The organism is Pseudomonas sp. MM227 (genome assembly GCF_947090715.1).
GTDB classification, from domain to species: Bacteria; Pseudomonadota; Gammaproteobacteria; order Pseudomonadales; family Pseudomonadaceae; genus Aquipseudomonas; species Aquipseudomonas baltica.
In genome coordinates this window covers 1329751-1350139 of the sequence record NZ_OX352319.1, presented here as the reverse complement: position 1 = coordinate 1350139, position 20389 = coordinate 1329751, and the positions used below count along the sequence as shown (strand labels likewise).

Annotated in this window: 18 protein-coding genes and 1 pseudogene; 10 read left to right on the top strand and 9 right to left on the bottom strand. The window is 61.8% G+C overall.

What is annotated here, in order from left to right:
* Window positions 1-12: 12 nt before the first annotated feature.
* The 3 genes from hrpA to fadD2 all read right to left on the bottom strand — a co-directional run bounded on the left by hrpA (window position 13) and on the right by fadD2 (window position 7679).
* Window positions 13-3924, bottom strand: a complete 3912-nt coding sequence (hrpA, locus tag ONG87_RS06190) for an ATP-dependent RNA helicase HrpA (protein ID WP_264382445.1) — start codon at window positions 3922-3924, stop codon at window positions 13-15.
* Window positions 3925-4025: 101 nt separating this feature from the next.
* Window positions 4026-5723 carry a long-chain-fatty-acid--CoA ligase FadD1 gene (fadD1, locus tag ONG87_RS06185; RefSeq protein WP_122479235.1) on the bottom strand — a complete coding sequence of 566 codons (1698 nt, stop codon included), beginning with the start codon at window positions 5721-5723 and terminating at the stop codon, window positions 4026-4028.
* Between the two features lie 270 nt (window positions 5724-5993).
* Window positions 5994-7679 (bottom strand): long-chain-fatty-acid--CoA ligase FadD2, encoded by a 1686-nt coding sequence (gene fadD2, locus ONG87_RS06180; RefSeq protein WP_122479236.1) that lies wholly within the window; start codon window positions 7677-7679, stop codon window positions 5994-5996.
* Between the two features lie 164 nt (window positions 7680-7843).
* On the opposite strand from fadD2, the gene ONG87_RS06175 reads away from it, so the two are divergent.
* On the top strand, window positions 7844-8314 hold the full coding sequence (locus ONG87_RS06175; protein ID WP_043187336.1) for a MaoC family dehydratase: 471 nt from the start codon (window positions 7844-7846) through the stop codon (window positions 8312-8314).
* Window positions 8315-8321: 7 nt separating this feature from the next.
* On the opposite strand, the gene ONG87_RS06170 is transcribed toward ONG87_RS06175, so the two are convergent.
* Both ONG87_RS06170 and ONG87_RS06165 read right to left on the bottom strand, forming a co-directional pair.
* Window positions 8322-8486: a hypothetical protein gene (locus tag ONG87_RS06170; RefSeq protein WP_185793899.1), complete on the bottom strand. Its 165-nt coding sequence runs from the start codon at window positions 8484-8486 to the stop codon at window positions 8322-8324.
* A gap of 61 nt (window positions 8487-8547) precedes the next feature.
* Window positions 8548-8874: an aspartate-semialdehyde dehydrogenase gene (locus tag ONG87_RS06165; protein WP_264382444.1), complete on the bottom strand. Its 327-nt coding sequence runs from the start codon at window positions 8872-8874 to the stop codon at window positions 8548-8550.
* Window positions 8875-9064: 190 nt separating this feature from the next.
* Between ONG87_RS06165 and metG the strand changes: the two genes are divergently transcribed.
* The 4 genes and pseudogenes from metG (at window position 9065) to ONG87_RS06145 (ending at window position 12998) form a co-directional block, all read left to right on the top strand.
* Entirely contained in the window at window positions 9065-11116 is a 2052-nt protein-coding gene (gene metG, locus ONG87_RS06160; RefSeq protein WP_264382443.1) for a methionine--tRNA ligase, read from the top strand.
* A gap of 107 nt (window positions 11117-11223) precedes the next feature.
* A pseudogene (locus tag ONG87_RS06155) lies at window positions 11224-12042 on the top strand (RnfABCDGE type electron transport complex subunit B); the annotation flags it as partial.
* A 34-nt stretch (window positions 12043-12076) separates the two neighbouring features.
* The gene (gene nth, locus ONG87_RS06150) at window positions 12077-12715 is read left to right on the top strand and encodes an endonuclease III (protein WP_122479240.1); all 639 of its coding nucleotides are present in this window, start codon (window positions 12077-12079) and stop codon (window positions 12713-12715) included.
* 106 nt (window positions 12716-12821) lie between these two features.
* Complete coding sequence (locus ONG87_RS06145) at window positions 12822-12998, top strand: PA3496 family putative envelope integrity protein (RefSeq protein WP_163007606.1); 177 nt, start codon at window positions 12822-12824, stop codon at window positions 12996-12998.
* 32 nt (window positions 12999-13030) lie between these two features.
* On the opposite strand, the gene ONG87_RS06140 is transcribed toward ONG87_RS06145, so the two are convergent.
* On the bottom strand, window positions 13031-13657 hold the full coding sequence (locus ONG87_RS06140) for a response regulator transcription factor (protein ID WP_122479241.1): 627 nt from the start codon (window positions 13655-13657) through the stop codon (window positions 13031-13033).
* A gap of 470 nt (window positions 13658-14127) precedes the next feature.
* Here ONG87_RS06140 and ONG87_RS06135 point away from each other — a divergent pair, with 470 nt between their 5' ends.
* A complete protein-coding gene (locus ONG87_RS06135) occupies window positions 14128-14676 on the top strand; it encodes a hypothetical protein (protein ID WP_122479242.1) in 549 nt (182 codons plus the stop codon).
* A gap of 53 nt (window positions 14677-14729) precedes the next feature.
* Here ONG87_RS06135 and ONG87_RS06130 read toward each other — a convergent pair whose 3' ends face one another.
* Together ONG87_RS06130 and ONG87_RS06125 are read right to left on the bottom strand one after the other, a co-directional pair.
* Window positions 14730-15947, bottom strand: a complete 1218-nt coding sequence (locus tag ONG87_RS06130; RefSeq protein ID WP_122479243.1) for an argininosuccinate synthase — start codon at window positions 15945-15947, stop codon at window positions 14730-14732.
* Window positions 15948-16043: 96 nt separating this feature from the next.
* Window positions 16044-16967, bottom strand: coding sequence for an OmpA family protein (locus ONG87_RS06125; protein ID WP_122479244.1), 924 nt, complete (start codon window positions 16965-16967; stop codon window positions 16044-16046).
* A gap of 130 nt (window positions 16968-17097) precedes the next feature.
* Here ONG87_RS06125 and pyrC point away from each other — a divergent pair, with 130 nt between their 5' ends.
* From pyrC to bfr, 4 genes are all read left to right on the top strand, one after another.
* The gene (gene pyrC, locus ONG87_RS06120) at window positions 17098-18144 is read left to right on the top strand and encodes a dihydroorotase (protein ID WP_264382442.1); all 1047 of its coding nucleotides are present in this window, start codon (window positions 17098-17100) and stop codon (window positions 18142-18144) included.
* Window positions 18141-18815, top strand: coding sequence for a ribonuclease T (rnt, locus tag ONG87_RS06115; RefSeq protein ID WP_122479246.1), 675 nt, complete (start codon window positions 18141-18143; stop codon window positions 18813-18815). Before pyrC ends, rnt begins: the two co-directional genes overlap by 4 nt.
* A gap of 153 nt (window positions 18816-18968) precedes the next feature.
* Window positions 18969-19190: a bacterioferritin-associated ferredoxin gene (locus ONG87_RS06110; RefSeq protein WP_122479247.1), complete on the top strand. Its 222-nt coding sequence runs from the start codon at window positions 18969-18971 to the stop codon at window positions 19188-19190.
* Window positions 19191-19389: 199 nt separating this feature from the next.
* On the top strand, window positions 19390-19866 hold the full coding sequence (bfr, locus tag ONG87_RS06105) for a bacterioferritin (protein WP_122713240.1): 477 nt from the start codon (window positions 19390-19392) through the stop codon (window positions 19864-19866).
* Between the two features lie 102 nt (window positions 19867-19968).
* Here bfr and grxD read toward each other — a convergent pair whose 3' ends face one another.
* On the bottom strand, window positions 19969-20310 hold the full coding sequence (gene grxD, locus ONG87_RS06100; RefSeq protein ID WP_264382441.1) for a Grx4 family monothiol glutaredoxin: 342 nt from the start codon (window positions 20308-20310) through the stop codon (window positions 19969-19971).
* Window positions 20311-20389: the final 79 nt, after the last annotated feature.

The window sequence follows — 20389 nt, the reverse complement described above, 5'->3', positions numbered from 1 at the left end:
ACCCGGGCAGATTCAGGCGTCCACTGCGCTCCACTGCTTGCTCAAGCGCTTGTCCGATACCGGCACCTTGGTGCCCAACTGCTGCGCGAACAGCGACACTCGATACTCCTCCAGCAGCCAGCGGTAGGCCGCCAGCTGTGGATCACGCTTGCCTTCCTGGCCATGCTTGTTCAGGCGTGCCTGATACTGGCTCCAGAGATTGGACAGCTCACCGCTCCAGACCCGGTCTTTCTGCACCTGGCTGGGCAGTTTCTCCAAGCGTAGCTCGACAGCCTTGAGCAGGCGCGGCATTTCCTTGAGCCACGCCGCGGGGGTGTCGCGCACAAAACCGGGATAGACCAGATTGCCCAGTTGCTGCTTGATATCGTTCAACGCCACGGCATGGGTCAGATCGATCTTGCCCTTGAAGCGCTTCTGCAGGCCGTGCCAGAGCTTGAGAATATCCAGGGTCAGGCGCGCCAGACGCTCGGCATGCTCCGCCCAGGCACCGCGCTTGCGCTCGGCCAGCGTTGCCAGTGCCACGCCATCGCGCGGCAGGCTGGCCTCGCCCTCGAGCACGCAGCTGTCGAGGCTGGCCAGCAGAATATCCTCGACCAAGGCTTCGACACGGCCCAGTTCGCGGTACAACAGGCCCAGCTCGGTCTGGCCCGGCAACTTGCCGCGCAGGAACTTGGCAGGCTCGGCCAACTGCTGCAGCAACAGGCGCTGCAGAGCGCGGCGATGCTGGTATTCGGCTTCGGCCGCTGTCGAGAAGCGCCCTTCCTTGACCGTACCACCCTCTTCGACCAATGCGGGATACACCGTCATCGACAGTCCGGCGATGTTCTGCTGGGTAGTCTGCTCGACCTTGGCGAACGCCTTGGCCTGCACCGGTTGCTGGCTCTTGGCCGTGCTCGGCACGGCCAACGCCGCGCTGCTGGCCTCGGCGAAGCGCGCGGTCAGCTCGGCCAGGTCACGCCCTTCACCCAGAAACTTGCCCTGGCCGTCGAGCACTTCGATGTTCATGCGCAGATGGCTGTCGACCTGCTGGGCCGCCTCGGCCCACGCCTCGTCGCTGACTCGCGCGCCGGTCATGCGCAGCAATTCGCCCCCCAGCGCCTGCGGCAGCGAGCCTGCGCCGAACGTCAGGCGTGCGAGCGCTGCGCGAACGAAGTCCGGCACCGGCACGAAGTTCTTGCGCAAGGCCTTGGGCAGGTTGCGCACCAGCGAAATGCATTTGGCTTCCAGCAACCCCGGCACCAGCCACTCCAGACGCTCACCCGGCAACGCGGGCAACAGCGGCGCGGGCACGCACAAAGTGACACCATCGCGCGGGTGATTGGGCTCGAAGTGGTAGCTCAACTGCAGGCTCAGGTCGCCCAGCCGCAGGGTGTCCGGGTACTGCGCGGCAGTGACTTCGCTCGCCTCGCGGGCCAGTACGTCCTCTTCGCGCATGATCAGCAGATCGGGTTGTTTCTGACTGTTGACCTTGTACCAGCTGTCGAAGGTCGCGGTCTGGTGAATCTCGGCAGGAAGGCGTGCCTCATAGAAGCCGTAGAGGGTTTCTTCGTCGGCGAGAATGTCGCGGCGGCGGGCCTTGGCTTCCAGCTCGTCGAGTTGCTCGAGTAGCAGGCGATTGGCCGTCAGGCACTTGGCTCGCGACTGGATCTCGCCACGTACCAAGCCTTCGCGGATAAACAGCTCGCGTGACGTCACCGGGTCAATGGGGCCGAAATGCACCGGGCGCCGGCCAACCACGATCATGCCGTAGAGCGTGATCTGCTCGAACGCCACGACTTGGCCGCGCTTCTTCTCCCAGTGCGGTTCGAAATGGTTCTTCTTGATCAGATGCCCGGCCAGCGGTTCGATCCAGTCAGGTTCGATCTTGGCGACCATGCGCGCATACAGCTTGGTCGTTTCGACCAGCTCGGCGGCCATCAGCCACTGAGGCTTCTTGCGCCCCATGCCCGAGGACGGGTGGACCCAGAAGCGACGCTGGCGTGCGCCCAGGTAGTCGCCGTCTTCGGTCTTCTGGCCGATCTGACTGAGCAGGCCGGACAGCACCGCCTTGTGGAACCTGGGATAGTCCGCAGCGTCCTTGTTCACTTCCAGCTGCAGGTCACGGCAGATCAGGCTCAGTTGCCGATGCGCATCGCGCCATTCGCGCAGGCGCAGGTAATTGAGGAACTGTTTGCGGCACCAGTTGCGCAACGCGCTTGCGCCCAGCTCCTGGCGCTGGGTTTCGAAACCACGCCACAGATTGACCAGCGCGGCGAAGTCCGAATCGGCATCCTTCCATTGCGCATGCGCCTGGTCGGCAGCCTGCTGGCGCTCGGGCGGACGCTCGCGCGGGTCCTGCACCGAGAGCACGCTGGCAATGATCAAGACTTCCTGCAGGCTGCCCTGGCGCGCGCCCTCGAGCAGCATGCGGCCCAGCCGCGGGTCGATCGGCAACCGGGCCAACTGGCGGCCCATTGGCGTGAGCTGGTTCTCGCGGTTGACCGCGGACAACTCCTGCAAAAGATTGAAGCCATCGCTGATAGCCTTGCCATCGGGCGGCTCGATGAACGGAAACTGGTCGATTTCGCCCAGGCGCAGGTGCAGCATCTGCAGAATCACTGCCGCAAGGTTCGTGCGCAGGATTTCCGGATCGGTGAATTCGGGGCGCGAGAGAAAATCCTCTTCGCTGTACAGGCGGATGCAGATGCCCGGCTCGACCCGGCCACAGCGACCCTTGCGCTGGTTGGCGCTGGCCTGGGACACCGCCTCGATCGGCAGGCGCTGGACCTTGGCACGGTAGCTGTAGCGACTGATGCGTGCGGTGCCGCTGTCGATCACGTAGCGAATGCCTGGCACGGTCAGCGACGTTTCCGCCACGTTGGTGGCCAGAACCACACGGCGCCCGGGATGGGACTGAAAGATGCGCTGCTGCTCGGCCGGCGACAGGCGCGCGTACAGCGGCAAAATTTCCGTGTGCCGCAGCTGCGCCTTGCGCAGCATGTCGGCGGCATCGCGAATCTCGCGTTCGCCGGGCAGGAACACCAGCACGTCGCCCGGCGTCTTGCGCTCGCTGCGCTCGAAAGCGGCGATTTCGTCGAGCGTCGCCAGAATCGCCTGGTCGACGGTCAGGTCGTTCTCGATCTGATTGCCTTCCTCGTCCTGCTCGGCGGTGAGCGGTCGATACCAGGTGTCCACCGGAAAGGTCCGCCCGGACACTTCGATGATCGGCGCGTCGTCGAAGTGCTCGGAGAAACGCTGCAGGTCGATGGTGGCCGAAGTGATGATGACCTTGAGGTCGGGACGCCGTGGCAGCAGGGTCTTAAGGTACCCCAGCAGAAAATCGATGTTGAGACTGCGCTCGTGCGCTTCGTCGACGATGATGGTGTCGTAGCGTTCGAGGAAGCGGTCGTGCTGGGTCTCGGCCAGGAGGATGCCATCGGTCATCAGCTTGACCAGGGTATTGGCATCGCTCTGGTCCTCGAAGCGCACTTGATAGCCGACCAACCCACCCAACGGCGTGGCCAGTTCTTCGGCGACCCGGCTGGCCACGCTGCGCGCGGCAATGCGACGCGGCTGAGTGTGGGCGATCAGGCCGTGCTGGCCGCGACCCATTTCCAGGCAGATCTTGGGTAACTGAGTGGTCTTGCCCGAGCCCGTTTCGCCGGCAATGATCAGCACCTGGTGCTCGGCGAGGATTTTCTTGATCTCGTCGCGCTTGGCGGCAATCGGCAGGCTGTCGTCGTAGCGCACGCTTGGCACGCTGCGCCGCCGCGCCTCGACGCGGGCGAACGAGGCCTGGACTTTCTCGACCCACTGGCCAAGCTTCGCCTCGTCGGGACGCTTGCGCAGTTCGTGCAACTGCCGGCGCAGACGGTGACGGTCGCCGATCATGGCCTGGTCGAGGTTTTTCAGCAGCTGGTCAATCGAAACGGTTTGGTCGGTCATCAGGTACGCAGAGGTCTTGGTGGGGTACGTCGAAGGTTACACCCCGCGATTGTCGCAGATTTGCGGGGGTTGTGTCGGCAGCCCCCGGAGCTGGACAGAGATCAGGCCGATTTCTTGATACCCAGTTTCTTCAGTTCTTCGTCGCGCAGTTCACGCCGCAGGATCTTGCCCACGTTGGTGGTCGGCAGCACGTCGCGGAATTCCACCGTGCGCGGCACCTTGTAGCCGGTGACGTTGGCACGCATGTGCTCCATGACCTTCTCCTTGGTCAGGGTGACACCCGGCTTGGCCACAACGAAGATCTTGATCGACTCGCCGGACTTTTCGTCCGGTATGCCGATGGCGGCACACTGCAGCACGCCCGGCAGGGTCGCAAGGACATCCTCAAGCTCGTTGGGGTACACGTTGAAACCGGAGACCAGGATCATGTCCTTCTTGCGATCGACGATACGCATGTAGCCGTCGGGCTGTATCAGTGCGATGTCGCCGGTCTTCAGCCAGCCCTGGGCATCGAGGATCTCGGCGGTGGCGTCCTGGCGCTGCCAGTAGCCCTTCATGACCTGTGGACCCTTGATGCACAACTCGCCGATTTCGCCCAACGGCAGCTCTTCGCCCGCATCGTTGATGATCTTGGCCAGGGTGGACGGTACTGGAATGCCGATGGTGCCGATCTGGATGCGCTGGTTGGGGTTCACCGAGGCGACCGGGCTGGTTTCGGTCATGCCATAGCCCTCGCAGATGGCACAGCCCGTCACCTCTTTCCAGCGTTCGGCGGCCGCCAGCTGCAGGGCCATGCCCCCCGACAGGGTGACTTTCAACGCAGAGAAGTCGAGCTTGCGGAACGCATCGTTGTTGCACAGGGCCACGAACAGCGTGTTGAGCCCGACGAAGCCGCTGAACTTCCACTTGGAAAGCTCCTTGACCATCGCCTGCAGGTCGCGCGGATTGCTGATCAGCACGTTGTGGTTGCCGATCAGCATCATTGCCATGCAATGAAAGGTGAAGGCATAGATGTGGTAGAGCGGCAGCGGCGTGATCAGCACTTCGCAGCCTTCATCGAGGTTGGCGCCCATCAAGGCCTTGCACTGCAGCATGTTGGCGACCAGGTTGCGGTGGGTGAGCATCGCCCCCTTGGCCACCCCGGTGGTACCGCCGGTATATTGCAGCACGGCTACTTCCGAGCTGGCCGGATTGGCCTCGGTGACGGCCTGGCCGCGACCCTTGCTCAACACGTCGTTGAACTTCACCGCACGCGGCAGGTGATAGGCCGGGACCATTTTCTTCACGTACCTGATCACGCTGTTGACCAGCAGTCGCTTGAGCGGTGGCAGCAGGTCGGCGACTTCGGTGACGATGACGTGGCGCACGGCCGTTTTGGGCACGACCTTTTCTGCCAGGTGCGCCATGTTGGCCAGACAGACCAGGGCCTTGGCGCCGGAGTCCTTGAACTGGTGTTCCATTTCCCGCGCGGTGTACAGCGGGTTGGTATTGACCACCACCAGGCCTGCGCGAATGGCACCGAAGACCGCCACCGGATACTGCAGGACGTTTGGCAACTGCACCGCAATGCGGTCACCCGGCACCAGGTCGGTGTGCTGCTGCAGGTACGCGGCAAAGGCACCGGACAGCTCATAGAGCTCGCCGTAGCTGAGGGTCTTGCCCAGATTGGTGAACGCCGGCTTGTCGGCGAAGCGCTGGCAGGACTGCTTGAGCACCGCCTGGATATTGGGGTACATGTCTGGATCGATATCCGCCGCGATTCCAGCCGGATACTTATCCTTCCAGAAATTTTCGATCATGGAAGCCCACTCCTCCAGCGCCAGCGAATCTTCACCGCATTCGATGCGATTATTATTGATATGTCAGCACGACCGCTACAGGTCCGAATGCCGAAAAGCGCGCCGAGAGTAGCAGCTTTGCCATAAGGCGACTAGAGGCCGAAGGTGGCTCGCCGGTAACCATTGTGACCGGATCGTCAATTCCGGTCACACCTGATTTCACACGACGCAGGCCAGCAGGCGTCAGCGTTCGCGGGCTGTGACACCAGGGCCTGGCGCCTGCATTGCGCGTCACTCGTCGCGCAGCTCACGCCGCAGGATCTTGCCCACGGGCGTCATCGGTAAGGCATCGCGCAGGACAATTTCCCGTGGCAGCTTGTAGCCGGTGAAGTTGGCCTTGCAGTAGGCCATCAGCTCGGTCGTGGTCAGTTGCGGATCCCGAGCCACGACGAACAGCTTGACCGCCTCGCCGGAACGCGCGTCCGCCACGCCAATGGCCGCGCAGTTGGCCACTTGCGGATGGGCCATGACTACGTCCTCGATCTCGTTGGGATAGACGTTGAAACCGGACACGATGATCAGGTCTTTCTTGCGATCGACGATGCGCACGTAGCCATCGGGGTCTATGACGGCGATGTCGCCGGTCTTGAACCAGCCTTGCGCGTCCAGCGCCTCGGCGGTCGCCTCGGGCTGCTGCCAGTAGCCGCGCATCACCTGGGGCCCCTGGATGCACAGCTCGCCCCGCTCGCCCAACGGCAACTCGCAGCCCTGCTCGTCGATCACCTTCAACGCCGTGCCAACCACAGGGATACCCACGCTGCCGATGCGCGCACTCTGGCCATACGGGTTGGTGCAGGCCACCGGCGATGTCTCGGTCAGGCCATAGCCTTCGACGATGCGGCAACCGGTAAGGCTTTCCCAGCGTTCGGCAGTGGCCTTGACCAAAGCCGTGCCGCCGGAGTTGGTCACCTTGAGGCGGGAGAAGTCCAGCGAACGGAACTGCGGGTGCTCCATCAATGCCACGAACAGCGTGTTCAGGCCCAGCAGCGCGGTGAACCGCCATTTTTTCAGCTCCTTGATGAAGGCACCGATATCGCGGGGGTTGGTGATCAGCACGTTATGGTTGCCGGTGACCATCATGCACAGGCAGTTCGCGGTGAACGCATACACGTGGTACAGCGGCAGCGGCGCGATCATCACCTCGTGGCCTTGCTGCAGGATCGTCTGCCCCTGTTCGTCGAGCTGATGGAAACACGCCCGTACCTGCTGCATGTTGGCGACCAGATTGCCATGGGTGAGCATGGCGCCCTTGGCCAGGCCAGTGGTGCCGCCGGTGTACTGCAGCACCGCGAGGTCTTCGAGGGTCGGCGCTACCGGACGTGGCGCAAGCTCTGCGCCTCGCGCCAGAACCGTCTTGAACGACGCCGCCTGGGGTAGATGGTAGGCAGGCACGCGCTTCTTCACCTTGCTCACCAGCGTGTTGACCAGCCAACCCTTGGCAGTGGGCATCAGATCGCCCAGGCGGGCTTCGATCAGGTAGTGCAGCATGGTGTCCGGCAGCACCTGTTCGACCTTGTCGCCGAACAGATTGAGGTAGACCAGCGCCCGCGCGCCGGAATCGCGAAACTGATGGCGCATTTCCCGCACGGTATATAGAGGGTTGGTATTGACCACGACCAGGCCCGCGCGCAGCGCGCCGAACACCGCGATCGGGTACTGCAGGACATTGGGCAACTGCACGGCGATGCGGTCGCCGGGGACCAGATCGGTGTGCTGCTGCAGCCAGCTGGCAAAAGCGCTGCAGAGCCGATCGAGCTCGGCGTAGGTCAGGGTAACGCCCATGTTGCTGAAGGCCGGACGATCGGCAAAGGTGCTGCAGGAGCGGTCGAACACATCGACAATGGACGTGAATTCATCGACGGGGAGCGTGTGGGGCACGCCCGGTGGGCGCTTGTCGTTCCAGAAATCAGGATGCATTATTATTGTCCTCTGATTCGAAGCCCGCCCGGCCATTGCGCCTGCGGTATGCTGCCGACGTTAGCAGCTGCCGCAACCCACGCAAATGCGCACGACCCCGCTGTTAACATCGTGAATCTATTTGACGCGGCCACGACCGTCGCCAAGCCAAGGACCCACCGCTCATGACCCAAGTCACCAATACCCCGTACGAAGCGCTCGAGGTCGGCCAGACCGCCAGCTTCAGCAAGACCGTGCAGGAACGCGACATCCAGCTGTTCGCCGCCATGTCGGGCGACCACAACCCGGTGCACCTCGACGCAGAATTCGCCGCCAGCAGCATGTTCAAGGAACGCATCGCCCATGGCATGTTCAGTGGTGCGCTGATCAGCGCCGCAGTGGCATGCGAGCTGCCAGGGCCCGGCACCATCTACCTGGGCCAGCAGATGAGCTTCCAGAAGCCGGTGAAACTGGGCGACACCCTGACCGTGCGCCTGGAAATCCTCGAGAAACTGCCCAAGTTCCGCGTCCGCATTGCCACTCGCGTGTTCAATCAGCGCGATGAACTGGTGGTCGACGGCGAGGCGGAAATTCTTGCGCCACGCAAGCAGCAGACCGTGACCCTGGTCAGCCCGCCACCCATCAGCATCGGCTGAAGGGCCTTCAGCGCTTCTTCGGCTTCTTGGCTTTCTTCCCGGCCTTGGCCTGGGCCAGTGGCAGCGCCTGTTCGAATGCCTGGCGCATTTCGTTGAGGCGCTTGTCCTTGATGTCATGGATGCGCTTGCCGCGTTCGCTGGCAAAATCGATCAGGTTGTCGTCTTGGCTCATGGCAGTGTCGGGTCGGATGGCGAAAAGGATGGTCCATGATGCAGCGCGCGAACGGCTCTGACTAGACCTGGATATCGACCCACAGCCCCTGGCGCGGCGGGTCCTCGACCAAAGGCGCCACCGGAACCGTATTGTCGGCGTTGAGCGAGTCACCCGGCACCGGCGTGTGCTCGTCGGGGTCTGGCTGCCGGCCCTCACGCTGGCGTCGTCGCTGCTCCTCGCGCAGGAGCAGGGCGGTCTGGTCGGCATCGTGATGGCGCAGGTCGATGGCGGTTTCGTTCGAGCCGGGCTGGGCTGGCGCGACCGGCGCGATGCTGGGCGTGGACTTGACCGGGTCCAGTTGCGAGGTCACCGGCACGACGCTGATCGGGATCAGGGGCGAAATCATGAGGGAAGTCTCCTAATCTCAGGTTGTCGGCCGTCCTCGCAGCGACTTGAGGCATTTTGTCGCAGTGGCATGATCGCACTGACGCGGACGGATCACCGAACGCTGCTCGCAAGCCCTGACAACAGGTGAAAAAATCCCTTGGCCCCTTTATAGTGTTCGGTCTTCGTTTCACTTCCAGTAGCCGAGCCCCATGTCCGAGCCACGCAAGATTCTCGTCACCAGCGCCCTGCCCTATGCCAACGGTTCCATCCACCTTGGCCATATGCTGGAGTACATCCAGACCGATATGTGGGTGCGCTTCCAGAAGCATCGCGGCAATCAGTGCGTCTATGTCTGTGCAGATGATGCCCATGGCTCGGCCATCATGCTGCGCGCGGAAAAGGAAGGCATCACGCCGGAACAGCTGATCGCCAACGTCAAGGCCGAGCACAGCGCCGACTTCGCCGACTTCCTGGTGGACTTCGACAATTTCCACTCCACCCACTGTGAAGAAAACCGCGAGCTGTCGAGCGAGATCTACCTGAAACTGCGCGAAGCCGGTCATATTGCCCAGCGTTCGGTCACCCAGTACTTCGACCCGCAGAAGCAGATGTTCCTGGCCGACCGCTTCATCAAGGGCACCTGTCCCAAGTGCGCGGCAGCCGATCAGTACGGCGACAACTGCGAAAAGTGCGGCGCCACCTACGCACCCACCGAGCTCAAGGATCCGAAATCGGCGATCTCGGGCGCCACGCCCGTACTCAAGGATTCCCAGCACTTCTTCTTCAAGTTGCCTGACTTCCAGCAGATGCTCGGAGGCTGGACTCGCAGCGGCACCTTGCAGGACGCAGTGGCCAACAAGATCGCCGAGTGGCTCGATGCCGGCCTGCAGGAGTGGGACATTTCCCGCGACGCGCCGTATTTCGGCTTCGAGATTCCCGGCGAGCCAGGCAAGTATTTCTACGTGTGGCTGGATGCGCCGATCGGCTACATGGCCAGCTTCAAGAACCTCTGCGCCCGCCGCCCCGAACTCGACTTCGATGCGTACTGGGGCAAGGATTCGACGGCAGAGCTGTACCACTTCATCGGCAAGGACATCATCAACTTCCATGCGCTGTTCTGGCCAGCCATGCTCGAAGGCGCCGGCTACCGCAAGCCGACCGCGCTGAACGTGCACGGCTTCCTCACGGTCAATGGCGAGAAGATGTCCAAGTCGCGCGGCACCTTCATCAAGGCCCGTACCTACCTGGATCACCTGGCACCCGAATACCTGCGCTACTACTTCGCATCGAAGCTGGGCCGTGGCGTGGACGACTTGGACGTCAACCTCGATGACTTCGTGCAGAAGGTCAACTCCGACCTGGTGGGCAAGGTGGTCAACATCGCCAGCCGCTGCGCCGGTTTCGTCCACAAGGGCAACGACGGCGTGCTGGTCACCGCCAATGCCGCGCCGGAGCTTACCCAGGCGTTCCTCGATGCGACGCCAAGCATCGCCGAAGCCTATGAAGTCCGCGACTTCGCCCGTGCCATGCGCGAAATCATGGCACTGGCCGACCGCGCCAACGCCTGGATCGCCGAGAAAGCGCCGTGGTCGCTGGCCAAGCAGGAAGGCCGCGGCGACGAGGTACAGGCCGTCTGTGCGGTGGGCATCAACCTGTTCCGTCAACTGATCATCTTCCTCAAGCCGGTATTGCCCGAGCTGGCCCGCGAAGCCGAACGCTTCCTCAATGTCGAACCCCTGAGCTGGGACGACCATGCCACTTGGCTCGCCGACCATCGACTCAACCCGTTCCAGGCCTTGATGACCCGTATCGACCCGGTCAAGGTGCAGGCGATGACCGATGCCTCCAAGCAAGACCTCGCCGCTGCCCAGGATCCTGTCGCACCTGCGCCCGCCACCGGCAACGGCGAGCTGACCAAGGAACCGCTGGCCGCCGAGATCGACTTCGACGCCTTTGCCGCGGTCGACTTGCGCGTCGCGCTGATCCTCAAGGCCGAAGCGGTGGAAGGCGCGGACAAGCTGCTGCGTTTGACCTTGGACATCGGCGATGAGCAGCGCAACGTCTTCTCCGGGATCAAGAGCGCCTATCCTGACCCGGCCGCGCTGGAAGGTCGATTGACCATGATGATTGCCAACCTCAAGCCTCGCAAGATGCGCTTCGGCATCTCCGAAGGCATGGTCATGGCAGCGGGCCCTGGCGGCGAGGAAATCTACCTGCTCAGCCCCGACAGCGGCGCCAAGCCCGGCCAGCGCATCAAATAGGTCCGCGGCTTGCGCCCCCTGCCCGTCATCTTCAGCGCATGACGACGGGCCAGGCCGCTGCCAACGTCACCCTTGCCATCTGCCCTCATCCGCACTCCGGCCGGCCCATGACCCTGATCCAACGCATCGACGCATTGCTGCCGCAGACTCAATGCGGCAAATGTGGCCATGCCGGCTGCAAGCCCTACGCGGCCGGTATTGCCACCGGTGAACCGATCAACCGTTGCCCGCCGGGGGGTGATGCGACCATCGTCGCCCTGGCGCAGTTGCTGCAGTTGCCGGTACTGGCACCGGACCCGGAACGCGGCACGGCACCCGCCCAGGTCGCCTACATACGCGAGGCGGAATGCATCGGCTGTACCAAATGCATTCAAGCCTGCCCGGTGGACGCCATTCTCGGCGCGGCCAAGTTGATGCACAGCGTACTGGCAGACGAATGCACGGGTTGCGACCTGTGCGTGGCGCCCTGCCCCGTCGACTGCATCGAGATGCGCCCGGCGCCGACATCGGCTTTCACGTCGCTGGCGAGCGACCCTTCGTGCGGTCCCGAACAGCAACGCGCTCGGCTGCGAAAGCGCGATCAGGCCCGACAACGCTACCAAGCCCGCAACGAGCGCTTGCAACGGGTCGAGACTGCCCGACAGGCCGAGCGAGCGCCAAGGCCCCTGCGTTCAGCGACCGTTGCGCTAGCGCAGGGCCCAGCCCTGTCGGCACTCGAACGGATCAAGGCAGCGAAGGCGGCCAAGGCCAGCGGTGGCGATAGCGCCCTGAAACAGGCGAAGATTGCCGTGGCCATGACCCGCGCACAGCTGGTGAAAACCCGGAAGGCTTTCGTGACCCCGCCAACATTCGAGCAATTCCTCGTGCTCGACACTTTGGGCCGCGAGCATGAGGCCGCCGAACGTCAGCTCGCCACACTGCAAACACTCTAGCCCAGCCTGCCAAGGATCTATTCACCCGATGAACGCGACGAAACGCCAGGAAATCTTCCGTCGGCTGCACGAAGACAATCCAGAGCCCAAGACGGAACTGGCCTATGGGTCTGCCTTCGAGCTGCTGATCGCCGTCATTCTCTCTGCGCAATCCACTGACGTGGGCGTGAACAAGGCCACCGCGAAATTATTCCCCGTCGCACCGACTCCCCAGGCGATGCATGCGCTGGGCGTCGAAGGGCTGTCGAGCTACATCAAGACCATTGGCCTGTACAACAGCAAGGCGCGCAATGTCATCGAAACCTGCCGCCTGCTCGTGGAACGGCACGACGGCCAGGTGCCGCAGACCCGCGAAGCTCTCGAAGCGCTGCCTGGCGTTGGACGCAAGACCGCCAACGTGGTGCTTAATACGGCGTTTCGGCAACTGACCATGGCCGTCGACACTCACATATTTCGTGTCAGCAACCGCACCGGGATCGCGCCGGGGAAAAACGTGGTCGAGGTCGAGCAGAAACTGATGAAGTTCGTGCCCCGCGCGTACCTGCTCGACTCGCACCACTGGCTGATCCTGCACGGACGCTACGTTTGTCAGGCGCGAAAGCCCCGCTGTGGCAGTTGTCGTATCGAAGACCTGTGTGAATACAAGCACAAGACCAGCGACGATTGAGGCGATCTGTAGAACCTTGCTTCGCGATTGAGAAAATCTTTTTTACGTCTTCTTCGAATGTCGCTATAAGGTCCGCCAACGGCTGCACATGCCTGGAGCTGACTTGATGAGTACCGAAAAAGAATCGCTGGAAACCGAAGACGGAACCATCGTCGATGATGACGACGTCGAACCCGTCATCGAACCTGCCAAGAGCAACCTGAGCAAACGGCGCACGATCGACAACCTGCTCGAAGAACGCCGGTTGCAGCGCCAGTTGGCCGACTACGACTTCGATATCTAGCGCACGACATTGCGCACGGTGGCCTGCTGCTGTCAGGCCAGGCCGTTGCGCTGGGCCAGTTCGATCAGGTCGACGAGCGAGCGAGCATTGAGTTTCTGCAGCAGGCGCGTCTTGTAGGTACTCACGGTCTTGTTGCTGAGGAACATGCCGTCGGCGATCTGCTTGTTCGACTTGCCCTTGGCCAATTGCTGCAACACCATCATTTCTCGCCCGGACAGGCGATCCACCATATCGGCTTCCGAGGCATTGCCCAGGCTCGCTCGCACCGAGTGCAACGCCTGATTGGGGAAATAGCTGTAGCCGGACAACACGGCCTTGATCGCACTGAGCAGTTCGGTGAGGTCCTGCTGTTTGCACACGTAGCCCGCCGCACCTGCCTGCATGCAACGCATGGAGAAATGCCCCGGTGCCTGCGAAGTCAGCACCAGCACCTTGAGCTGAGGCTCGCTGACCGTGAGCCGACCGATGACTTCCAGCCCGTCGAGCTTGGGAATACCGATATCGAGAATGACGATGTCCGGGGCGTGGTCACGGGCCAGTTGCAACGCGTCGACGCCGTTGTCGGTCTCGGCCACTACCTCGTAGCCGTGGCGCTCCATCAGCAACCGCACGGCGAGGCGGATGACCGGATGGTCGTCCACGATCAGCACTTTATTCATGGGAAGATCCAATTTTCGCTGTTCGAATTCTAGAGCCCGCACATTACCCCAGACAACTGCCGCCTTGGACGATAGAGAATCTGGGCAGGCAATAACTAAGACACTTCCTACAACACCCGACGAATATTCCTACATATTAAGCCGGTGAAAATTTCTGTACAGTGTTTGGCGGCATCGAGCTCTGCTTATAAAACCAAGGAGCAGGAGCATTGCATAATTGACCAGCCGCTTCAATTGAGCCGTGCGCCTCGAACCGGCCAAGCTGTTGCAGGATAAATACCGGCAATCGATCTACACAACTTCAGCTGGAAAACACCGGGCCAGAGCCTTGGCGACCGCGTGCAGCGGCGCATGCCCGTGGGCACCACGACAGCGGCAGGCAGATAACTATGCATCCTGCGCGGCCCGGCGACCCTACTACTATCGTTGGCCCAGCAACTACCGGCCGGACACGGCCCTGCGAGGCACACGTGGCTAACAAGAAGATCACCCGTCCCAATCCGCTGGGCGTCATCGCGCTGTTCACGGCCATGGTCGAGGCATCGGCCTTGGCGAGCCTGCCGTTTCTGGACGACACCAGCCAGACCATCTATATATGGTTTCTGGTAGGCTTTCCAACTTTCCTGGCCATTCTTTTCTTTGCAACGCTCAACTTCAATCGACGTGCACTTTACTCGCCCTCGGACTTCGAGAGTTCAGCGTACTTTCTTGAAAGTCTCGACAACGAAGTGGACGCTTATAAATACCGAGCCGATAACCGGGTACGCCTGGCGCACAATGATCTGCATATCATCGACACCAGCACGTTGCCCACGCGCACCCGCGTGGCAGCCCATCTGGAACGGCTGGCTGATATTCTGGAAACGCGCAAGCACGTCCGACCGTTATTGATCGTGCTGGTGGGCCAGGCTGCACCGCCACCCTTGCCCAGTGCACTGGTCACGCGCCTGACCGGGCTGCATTGCCAAGTGGCGGCGCTGCAGCCCGGTCGTTTGAAGTGGACGGTACTGCTGAGCTGATCGATAAAAAAAACCCCGGTCGAAACCGGGGTTGCAGACACGCCTGCGCTGTATCAGAACAGCGTGCGGCCCTTGTTTGCGGCAATGCGCATGCGCAGCGCGTTGAGCTTGATGAAGCCTGCGGCATCGGCCTGGTTATAGGCGCCACCGTCTTCCTCGAAGGTCGCAATGTTGGCGTCGAACAGCGAGTCATCGGACTTGCGACCGGTAACGATCACATTGCCCTTGTACAGCTTGAGTCGAACCACACCGTTCACGTTGACCTGCGAGGCGTCGATCATCTGTTGCAGCATCAGACGTTCAGGACTCCACCAGTAGCCGGTGTAGATCAAGCTGGCGTACTTGGGCATCAGCTCGTCCTTGAGGTGGGCCACTTCGCGATCCAGGGTGATGGATTCGATCGCACGGTGGGCGCGCAGCATGATGGTGCCGCCCGGAGTTTCATAGCAACCACGGGACTTCATCCCCACGTAGCGGTTCTCGACGATATCCAGGCGGCCGATGCCGTGCTCGCCGCCGATGCGGTTCAGCGTCGCCAGCACGGTCGCGGGGGTCATGTCGACGCCATCCAGCGCGACGATGTCACCATTGCGAAAGGTCAGCTCCAGGTACTGTGGGGTGTCCGGGGCGTTCTCCGGCGAGACGGTCCAACGCCACATATCTTCTTCGTGCTCGGTCCAGGTGTCTTCCAGCACACCGCCCTCGTAGGAAATGTGCAGCAGGTTGGCGTCCATCGAGTACGGCGATTTCTTCTTGCCGTGGCGCTCGATCGGAATGTTGTGCTTTTCGGCGTAGTCCATCAGCTTTTCACGGGAGAGCAGATCCCATTCACGCCATGGTGCGATGACCTTGACGCCGGGCTTGAGTGCATAGGCGCCCAGTTCGAAGCGCACCTGGTCGTTGCCCTTGCCGGTGGCGCCGTGGGAAATGGCATCAGCACCGGTTTCATTGGCGATTTCGATCAGGCGCTTGGCGATCAGCGGACGAGCGATGGACGTACCCAACAGGTACTCGCCTTCGTAAACGGTGTTGGCGCGAAACATCGGGAACACGAAGTCACGCACGAATTCTTCGCGCAGATCGTCGATGTAGATTTCTTTCACGCCCATGGCCTGTGCCTTGGCGCGGGCCGGTTCGACCTCTTCGCCCTGACCCAGGTCGGCAGTGAAGGTCACCACTTCACAGTTATAAGTATCCTGCAGCCACTTGAGGATCACCGAAGTGTCCAGGCCGCCGGAATACGCCAGAACGACCTTGTTTACGTCCGCCATGCCATCACTCCACGGGTTCTACGGAAAGCCGTCGATTCTACCGCCCAAGGCCGCGAATTTACAGGGGCGCGACAGCTTTGGTTGAACAAGCGACAATCACAAAGGCTTGGCAGGGGGTTTTTCCGTGGCCAGAACGGCGGGCGAATCGGTAGCTGGGGTGACGTTCGGGGCCGCTTCGGCTCGGCTCAACTCAATGCTCACACGGCGGTTGCGCGCCCGATTGGCAGCTGTGTTGTTGGTCACCAGCGGGTAGCTTTCGCCATGGAAGCGCAAGGTGATCTGGCTGTCGCTCAAGCCATGGGCCAGCAGGTATTCCTGCACGGCCATGGCCCGACGCCTGGACAGATCGCGATTGACCAGGCGGTTGCCGCTGTTGTCCGAGTGCCCGTCGAGCTGCACGTGATTGACGCTCGGATCGGCCTTCATGAAAGCCAGCAGCTTGTCCAGGCGCGCCTTGGCCGCCCCATCGAGCTCGAGGTTGCGGGGAAAGCCTACTTCGCTCAGGCGGATCTGGTCGTAGTTCATCGGCAGCAACTTTGCTGCACAGGCCTGGTACTCGCCGAAAGCCTGGCCGAAACGCGCCGAGAGCAGGCGGATCTCCACCGGCTGGCCGCCTCCGGACTGGCTGCGTACCAGGGTCATGCGACCCTCAAGCAGGCCATTGATCAAGCCGCTGGCCTGGCTTTGCGAGCTGGTGAGCAGGGCTTCGCCATGGCCCAGGCGTACGCTGCCCAGATTGATGTCGCCGCGACCGGGTTGCCACGGTGCCGCAGCCGCAATCAGCGTGGCAGAACCCGTGCCCAGCAGGCGGCTGGCGGAAGTCAGGCGAAACACGGCCTGCTCGCCGGCACGGCGGACGAATTCGGCCGAACCGAAATTGGTCACCGGCTGGCCCAGGCGGCATTCGAACTGGTCACCCGCGACCTTCCACTCGACGTTCTCCAGACGGGTCTGGAAATTCATCGCCAGGGCCGGAAGGCTGGCAAACACACTGAGCAGGGCAATATAACGCTGGCGCACGACAGGCTCCACGGGTTCGAACAGGGTACTTCCAAGGTATCGGACATGGCCTGCAAAACTTGATAGCGGATGCCGTGCACGGCGTTTTCCGGTAGCATTCGCGGCGAGTTCGAACCGCCTGGAATCCCCAATGTCCGACCGCCTGACCCTTCTGCGTCCCGACGACTGGCACATTCATCTTCGTGATGGTGCCGTGCTGCCGCATACCGTGGCCGATGTATCGCGAATCTTCGCCCGCGCCATCGTCATGCCCAACCTGGTACCGCCGGTGCGCACCGCCGCCGAAGCCGATGCCTATCGCCAGCGCATCCTTGCCGCACGCCCTGCAGGCAGCGCCTTCGAACCGCTGATGACCTTGTACCTGACCGATCGCACCAGCGCTCCCGACATCCGCGCCGCCAAGGCCAGCGGCTTCGTCAAGGCGGCCAAGATGTACCCGGCCGGCGCCACTACCAATTCCGATTCCGGGGTGACCAGCCTGGACAACATCACCGAGGCGCTCGAAGCCCTCAGCGATGCCGGCATGCCGCTGCTGATCCACGGCGAGGTCACCCGTGGTGATGTCGACGTGTTCGACCGCGAAAAGATCTTCATCGACGAGCACATGCGCCGGCTGGTAGAGCGCTTTCCCGCGCTCAAGGTGGTGTTCGAGCACATCACCACGGCCGAGGCCGCCGAATTCGTCAAGGCCGCGCCGGCCAATGTCGCGGCGACCATCACCCCGCAGCACCTGCTGTACAACCGCAACCACATGCTGGTGGGCGGCATCCGCCCGCACTTCTATTGCCTGCCGATTCTCAAGCGCAATACGCACCAGGTTGCCTTGCTCGACGCAGCCACCAGCGGCAGCACCAAGTTCTTCCTGGGCACCGATTCGGCGCCCCACGCGCAGCATGCCAAGGAGGCGGCCTGTGGCTGCGCCGGCTGCTACAGCGCCTTCGCCGGTATCGAGCTGTACGCCGAGGCGTTCGAGCAGCGTGATGCGCTGGACAAGCTGGAAGGCTTCGCCAGCCTGCATGGCCCGGACTTCTACGGCCTGCCGCGCAACACCGACACCATTACCCTGGTCCGCGACGAGTGGACCGCCCCAACCAGCCTGCCATTCGGTGAGCAGGTAGTCATCCCGCTGCGCGCCGGTGAAACACTGCGCTGGCGCCTGCTGGAGAAAGATGCGTGAGTGAAGACAACTACGACGACGAAGACACGGGCGGTTCGGGCACTGGCTCGCGCCATCCCATGGCCGCACGTTTTCGCGGCTACCTGCCGGTAGTCGTGGACGTGGAGACGGGCGGCTTCAACTGCGCCACCGACGCCCTGCTGGAAATCGCCGCAACGACCATCGGCATGGACGAGAAAGGCTTCGTCTTTGCCGACCATACCTACTTCTTCCGCGTCGAGCCGTTCGAGGGGGCCAACGTCGAGGCCGCTGCGCTGGAGTTCACCGGCATCAAGCTGGACCACCCCCTGCGCATGGCCGTCAGCGAAGAGACAGCGTTGACCGACATCTTCCGCGGCATCCGCAAGGCGCTGAAGGCCAACGGTTGCAAGCGCGCGATCCTGGTGGGCCACAACAGCAGTTTCGACCTCGGCTTTCTCAATGCCGCGGTTGCGCGTACCGAAATGAAACGCAACCCGTTCCATCCCTTTTCCAGCTTCGACACCGCTACCCTGGCAGGGCTTGCCTACGGTCAGACCGTCCTGGCCAAGGCGTGCCAGGCCGCCGATATCGATTTCGACGGGCGCGAGGCTCACTCGGCTCGCTACGACACGGAGAAGACCGCCGAGCTGTTCTGCGGCATCGTCAATCGCTGGAAGCAGATGGGCGGCTGGCAGGATTTCAACGATTGAACCGGTGCAGCAGGGAACGTCGAGAACGATCGACGGCCCCTGCTGCAACCGTTCATCGCTTGTGCCAAACGTAGTCGCGAGTTGCTTTGACAAGCATTCTCATTAACATTAGGATCGTCCGCATTGAAACCAACACAGCGGCGGTTCTTACGTATGTATGTCTGTCTTTGCCAGGGTGTCACCGATGGTCAGATTCGCGATGCGATCTACGAAGGCTGCTGCAGCTTTCGTGACGTGCGTGAAACCCTCGGCGTGGCCACGCAGTGCGGTAAATGTGCCTGCCTAGCCAAAGAAGTGGTACGCGATACCCTGACTCAAATCCAGACCGCTCAAGCCTCTGCACTGCCCTACCCAGCAGAATTTACACCCGCGTAAAACCACCGTCTTTGAAGAAACCGGGCCCCGCCCGGTTTTTTTATGTCTGGAATACAACGACTTAGCAACAAACGCGGAACTCAGTCATTCTTATTCCGATTAATTTTCATATAGTATTCAATAACTTAGGTTTGACATGCTTAGTTCCTGAGGCCAAACTTCACGCCATTACTCCTATACCCGCGCAGGCTCTCTGATCATGAAAGGCGATATCAGCGTCATCCAGCATCTCAACAGGATCCTCGGAAACGAGCTGGTCGCCATCAACCAGTACTTCCTGCATGCCCGCATGTACGAAGACTGGGGCCTGAACAAGCTGGGCAAGCACGAATACAAGGCGTCGATCGACGCAATGAAATACGCCGACAAGCTGATCAAGCGCGTGCTGTTCCTCGAGGGCATTCCCAACCTGCAGGAACTGGGCAAGATTCTGATCGGTGAACACGCCGGTGAAATGCTGGCCTGCGATCTCAAGATCGAATACAAGGGCCTGGGCGATCTGAAAGGCGCCATCGCTCATTGCGAAACCGCTGGCGACTTCGGCAGCCGCGAAATGCTCGAAGACATCCTTGAAGGCAAGGAAGAACAGATCGACTGGCTGGAGACTCAACTGAGCCTGATCGACAAGGTCGGGATCGAGAATTACCTGCAGTCGAGCATGGGCGAAGAAAGCTGAGTCTTCCCAACCCTGACGCGAAACCATGAAAAAGCCCCGCGCTGTGTGAACAGGCGGGGCTTTTTCATGGCTGGCTGGCACCAAGGCCAGCCAGCAAGCGGATCACGCGTCGGCTTTGGGCTGTGCGGCCTTGGCCGAAGCGTCCTTGACCAGCGTCTGCAATTCACCGTTGGCGGCCATTTCGGCCACGATGTCGCTACCGCCTACCAGCTCACCGGCCACCCACAGCTGCGGGAAAGTCGGCCAGTTGGCGTACTTGGGCAGGTTTGCACGGATTTCCGGGTTCTGCAGGATGTCGACGTAGGCGAACTTTTCGCCACAGGCCATGATCGCCTGCGAAGCCTTGGCCGAGAAACCGCACTGGGGCGCATTCGGCGAGCCTTTCATGTAAAGCAGGATTGTGTTGCTGGCAATCTGCTCTTTGATCGTTTCGATAATATCCATGGAGCACCTCGCTCGGCTTGTATATCCGACTCAGTCGTCGGCACGGTGAGGCATTGTAACGGAAAGCCGAGCGCTACGC